5 protein-coding genes are annotated in these 5294 nt (G+C 70.7%); 1 reads left to right on the forward strand and 4 read right to left on the reverse strand.

All coding sequences use genetic code 11. The features are described 5' to 3' along the window. Positions 1-400 precede the first annotated feature (400 nt). Positions 401-1231 (forward strand): tyrosine-protein phosphatase, encoded by an 831-nt coding sequence (locus tag E1293_RS44215; RefSeq protein ID WP_132205698.1) that lies wholly within the window; start codon positions 401-403, stop codon positions 1229-1231. 68 nt (positions 1232-1299) lie between these two features. On the opposite strand, the gene E1293_RS44220 is transcribed toward E1293_RS44215, so the two are convergent. The 4 genes from E1293_RS44220 to E1293_RS44235 all read right to left on the reverse strand — a co-directional run. Continuing rightward, positions 1300-2865: an alpha/beta hydrolase gene (locus E1293_RS44220; RefSeq protein ID WP_243717484.1), complete on the reverse strand. Its 1566-nt coding sequence runs from the start codon at positions 2863-2865 to the stop codon at positions 1300-1302. Positions 2866-3017: 152 nt separating this feature from the next. Further along, positions 3018-3806: a MerR family transcriptional regulator gene (locus E1293_RS44225; RefSeq protein WP_132205702.1), complete on the reverse strand. Its 789-nt coding sequence runs from the start codon at positions 3804-3806 to the stop codon at positions 3018-3020. A gap of 78 nt (positions 3807-3884) precedes the next feature. Continuing rightward, entirely contained in the window at positions 3885-4532 is a 648-nt protein-coding gene (locus tag E1293_RS44230; protein ID WP_132205704.1) for a class I SAM-dependent methyltransferase, read from the reverse strand. Positions 4533-4747: 215 nt separating this feature from the next. Beyond that, on the reverse strand, positions 4748-5294 hold a 547-nt coding region (locus E1293_RS44235; protein WP_207939481.1), incomplete at its 5' end, for a helix-turn-helix transcriptional regulator.

A 5294-nucleotide genomic window follows, 5' to 3' on the forward strand; every position in this document is an offset into this window, starting at 1 on the left:
CACATCCGCCAGATGAGGGAACACGACATCCACCATGTCACGGTCACACGCGACCTACCGTGACACCCAGATCCACTCACGTAGCCAACGACACACCTTCAGTTACCACCGGAATCTTGGAAGAGCCTCTCCAAGTGTGGAAAGTGATGTGGTGGCTTCGCACCGCAGTGCGGCGTGAGTCGGATCGGTTCGGTGGTGCCCCTTCGGGTGCTGAGCAGGCGAGGCTGTCGATGTAGTCCTTTCCTCGATGGCGCGGAATTGCGGGGGCGCGGCCGTTGTCGTCGCGCACAATGTTCGCCGAGCAGATTTGAGGGCCTGCCAGTTCATTCCCCTCCGCTCGGACAGGATCATGACGGGCGTCACGTCCGTTCCCCGCCGGGGCCATCCGACAAGGATCGTCATGCGCACCCCCCGTACGTCCGCAGTCCTGCTCGGCGCCGCTCTGCTGGCCGGCGCGCTGACCACACCGCCCGCCCTCGCCGACGCACCGAACCGGGCGCCGGCCGAGGTGTCCCTGGCCGCCGTGCCCCGGCTGGCCACGGCCGCCAACTTCCGCGACCTCGGCGGCTACGCGACCGCTGACGGCCACCACGTCCGCAGCGGCGTCGTCTACCGCTCCAACTCCCTGGCCCACCTGTCTGCTGCCGACCAGCAGACGCTGCTCGGCCTCGGAATCACCCTGGACGTGGACCTGCGCAATGACAAAGAACGTTCGGATGCCCCCGACCTGCTGCCCGCGGGGATCGCCTACAAGGTCGCCGACGTCGAGGACCTGACGCACGGGATCTCCTTCGCCAACCCGGCGCTGGGCAGCCTGCTGTACGGGTTCCTGATGGGGCTGGTGACCGGGTCGTCCAACCTCGGCCAGTCCATCGCCTACCCGTTCATGGTGGACTTCAGCGGCGCGAGCCGCGCGTACCGCGACCTGCTCACCTCCATCGCCGCCAACCCCGGCGCGGCGGTGTTCCACTGCTCCGCGGGGAAGGACCGGACCGGATGGGGCGCGGCGGTGCTGCTGACGATCCTGGGCGTCCCGAAGGCGACGGTGTATCAGGACTACATGGCCAGCAACACCTACCTCGGCCGACCCGACGCCGTGGAGTCCGCCTGGCTGGACGAGGCGTTCCACGAGGTCGACCAGGCCTACGGGAGCTTCGGCAACTACGTCCGCAACGGCCTGAAGCTGAGCGACGTCACCGTCGCGGCCCTGCGCGCCCGAGCGCTGGTGTGATCTTCATCGCCCATCAGCGTGTCCGCGCTCCATGGAAGCGCGACCTGCCCGGTGTGCCGGTGCCCGGCTCAGAGCCTGCACCGTGTCCCTTCCGCCGGAGATCTGAGGTCGACGAGGTAGGCCGCCACTGTCTTGTTGACGCAGGCGTTGCCGGCGAGGAGGGCGCCGTGCTGTTCACCCTCAACGGTGAGAAGGCTGCCGCCAAGCGTCTTGGCCAGGCTGATGCCGCCCTCGTGCGGTGTTATGGCGTCGCCCGTGACGGAGACCGTGAGCGTGTCGGTCAGGCCCTCGATGCCGGTGGCGTACGGGTAGCCGAGCGTCGGCTTGACGGGCCAGTGCTCGCAGCCGTCGCGCGCCTCCTTGACCGGACGGCCGTGGTCGGTGAACGGCGCCGCCTTGAACGCCGCGCGGTTCAGCGCGGTTTCTTGCTTCGGCGTGTGGCGTTCCTCGTCCAGGCAGTTGATCGCCAACGTGGCCTCGAGCGAGTTGGGGTAGACGCCGTCGGCGGTCCGCCCGTGGTAGGTGTCGCGCAGCTTCAGCAGGGTGTCTCCGTTGCCGGCCTTCAGTTCCGCGATGCCCGCGATGGCCGTGGGCCAGGTCGTCTTGCTGTACAGCGCGGCCGTCACCCCCTCGACCGCCTCCTCGAACGCCAGCCCGCGCCCGTCGGAGGTCCGCGCGGGCTTGTCGATCAGCGGCCGGACGAGCTTCTGGAACACCCGGGTGGCGCGCCTGGAGTCGGTGCCGAGCGGGCAGTCCTGCCGGGTGGCGCACGACGCGGCCATGCGCTCGAACGAGGCCTGCAGCCCGGTGGACTGCTGGACGCGCCGCTCGCGCGTCCCCGCCAGCGGGTCGAACGCCCCGTCGAGCACCATCGCGCGGACCTTCTTCGGGAACATCTCCGCGTACACGGCGCCGAGCCGGGTGCCGTAGCTGGTGCCCGCGAACGAGAGCTTCTCGTCACCCAGGGCCTGGCGCAGCACGTCGACGTCCCGCGCGACGTCGCGGGTGCCGACGTGCGCGAGCACCTGCTTGCCGCCGGAGCGCGCGGCGCACTGCTCGACGAGCCGGCGGGTCTCCTGCCGGGTCCAGTCGTCGATTCCGGCGGGGATCGAGGAGAGCTTCGCGCCGCGGTCGCGTTCGGCATCGGTGTAGCAGTCGAGTTCCGGCTTGGACGCGCCGACGCCGCGCGGGTCGAACCCGACCAGGTCGAAGCGCTCGGTGATCGGCGATTTCGCCCATGCGGCGGCGGTCAAGGCCGCGTGATCCGTACCGGGGAAGCCGGGACCGCCCGGGTTCAGCACGAGCGATCCGATCGGCTTCTTGCCGCGCGCGGGCACGCGCAGCAGCGCGATCTCCGCCTGCTCGCCCTTCGGGTTCTGGTAGTCGAGCGGCACCTTGAGCCGGGCGCACTCGGCCTTGACGGCCGGCGCGCCCGGCGGCAGCTCCGGATCGCACGGCTTGAACGCCGGCTGCTGCCCGTAGAAGCGCTCCAGGCCGGAGCGGGCGGGCTCCTGACCGTCCTGGTCGGCGCCGGCCAGGTCTGCCTGCCCGCCGGCCCGCCCGGTGCAGGCACCGAGCAGCAGCGTCAGCGCCGCGGCACCCATGGCGACGGCCGAGCTCTTGCGAAAGGGCACGTGCTCTCTCCCATTGTCGGAGGTGGTAACACCTACGAACGGCATGGGGTAACAGCCAAAACCATGACGTCGCGTCGGGGTCAATCAAGCCCGCTGTGGTTCGCGGCGACAAGGCTGATCAGAGCGATTCGCGCCATCGCTCTGATCCGGACTCAAGAACGATCGGCCGGGCGGGTGACCTCGTGTGCCGGCACATTCCCGCTCGCCGTCCCGCTGGTCACCCGGTCTGCGAACATCTGGTTCACGCGGTGCTGCTGGTCGTTGAGGATGTGCTCGCCGTAGGCGGCGAGTGCCGAGGTGACGTCGGCGCCGAACTCGATCTCGGGCCAGTTCTCCAGGAGGGGCCGGTAGTGCGCCGCCATGTCGTCGGCGAGCCGCTCGATGGCCTCCTGCGGGGTGTCCGGGCCGAGCTCGGCGAAGCGCCGCACCAGATCCGCGGTGGCCGGGGTGAAGATGTCGTGCTGAGCCAGGGCACCGGCCAGGGTGGACATGTCAGCCTCGCCGAGCAGGTGGGACAGCAGGACGACCTGCTCGCGCTCGCGGTGCGCCAGCTCGGCGTCGACGTCGGCGATGGCGCTGATGACGGGCCCGAAGGCCGCCAGGTCCGGCGGCAGGTCGGGCATCGCGCCGTGGCTGCGGAGCCCGGCGATCGTCGCCCGCCGGCTGGTGAGCCGCTCGATCTCGGCGGCCGTCCGCCGGTCCAGCTCGTCCAGCAGCGCCCCGGCGGCCTGGGGATCGTCCAGCACCTCCGGGAGGAATGCGAGCGGGAGGCCGAGCTCGGTCAGGCGGGTGATCCGCAGGAGCCGGACCAGGTGGCGTACGTCGTAGTCGCGGTAGCCGTTGACCGAGCGCTCGGGTTCGTCGAGGATCCCGATCTGGTGGTAGTGCCGCAGGGTGCGGATGGTGACGCCCGCGAGGGCGGCCAGTTCACTGCTGCGCAACGCTCTGCTCCTTCGGTTCCACCCCGCCCGGTGCCCGGGACGCGACGACGGTGACCGGGGCCGGTCTCGTTGAGGAGGCTACCGAGGGGGTGCCGCGGGTCGGCGGGCGAACAGGATCGCGCCCGGCTTCGGCTCGTCCGGATTCAGCAGATGCTGCGCCTCCACGGTGAAGCCCGCCTCGCGGAGCCAGTCGGCTACGCGGGACGGTTGGCGATGGTGCACATGTGCCTGCAAGGCCTGGTCGCCGTCGCCGGTCGTCTCGATCTTCGACTCGTTACCGACGTGGAACCCTACGGCCAGCACCCCGCCCGGCCGCAGGACCCGGTGGAACTGTCCGAGCACGCCCGGCACCGCCTCGTCCGGGATGTAGATCAGCGACCACCACGCGAGCACACCGGCCAGAGAGTCGTCGGCGAGGTCCAGGTCGGTCATCGAACCGACCTCGAACCGCGCGCCGGGGTGCTCGCGGCGGGCGTTCTCGATCATCGCGGGTGACAGGTCGATGCCGAACGCGTCCGCGCCCAGCTCCCGCAGCAGAGCGGTGGTGTGCCCCGGCCCGCAGCCCACGTCGGCGATGGGCCCGCCGCCGATCGCGCGGACCAGGTCGGCGAACAGCACGACCCCCGCCCGGACGTGGAGCAGCCTGTCGAGCAGGTCGCGGGTCTCGTCCGCGTAACCGGCCGCGATGGCGTCGTAGGAGTTCCGGGTATCGGTCAACCAGGTCATCGAAGGACCGTAGCCCCTTCGACCGAGCGTCAACAGGTACGCACGCCCACGATGCGCCATGAGAGTGCGTTAGCTCTGGCAATGTCCTGGTCTGGCCGGTGGCTGCCCGAGTTCGGCCACCAGCTTCTTGGGGGCGATCATGCGGTGTCGTGCGGGATGGGCGCCGGGTGGAGGCTTCCTTGATCACCGCTGCGGTCTGTCGGCCGGCGCCAATGTCATGGCGATGCTCGGTCGGCGCGGCGCCATCGCTGCGGGGTGATGCCGTAGCGGTTGCGGAAGCGGCGGACGAGATAGGTGGCGTCGCGCAGGCCGGTTCGGGCGGCGACGGCGTCGAGCGGCAGGTCGGTCTCGCGCAGCATTCGCCGGACTTCGATCATGCGCCGTTCGGTGATCCAGTCGAGCAGCGGGCGGCCGGTGCGTTTGCGGAGCACGGTGGTGAGGTGCCCGGGGGTGTAGCCGAGCGTGCGGGCGACATCGGCGGCGGAGACCGGTTCGCGGAACGTCGCCTCGATCTCGGCGAAGACCTGTTCGACGAGTGGGTCCGGCGTGCCCGGAGCGGAGGGTGCCAGGCGTGCGGCCGCGACCAGGAGCCGGGTGAGCGTGGCGGCGATGGCCTCGCGGGCCCCGAGACGGCCTGGGTCGGCGAGTTCGGCGGCCAGGTCCGCCGGCCACGCCGACCATGTCGCCCGGTCGGGTTCGGGGACCCGAGCGTTCTCCGTGCCGGGGGCGAACAGGGCGAGGAGGGGGTGGTGCGTCCATGCC

It is taken from the genome of Actinomadura darangshiensis (assembly GCF_004349235.1).
Classification (GTDB): domain Bacteria; phylum Actinomycetota; class Actinomycetes; order Streptosporangiales; family Streptosporangiaceae; genus Spirillospora; species Spirillospora darangshiensis.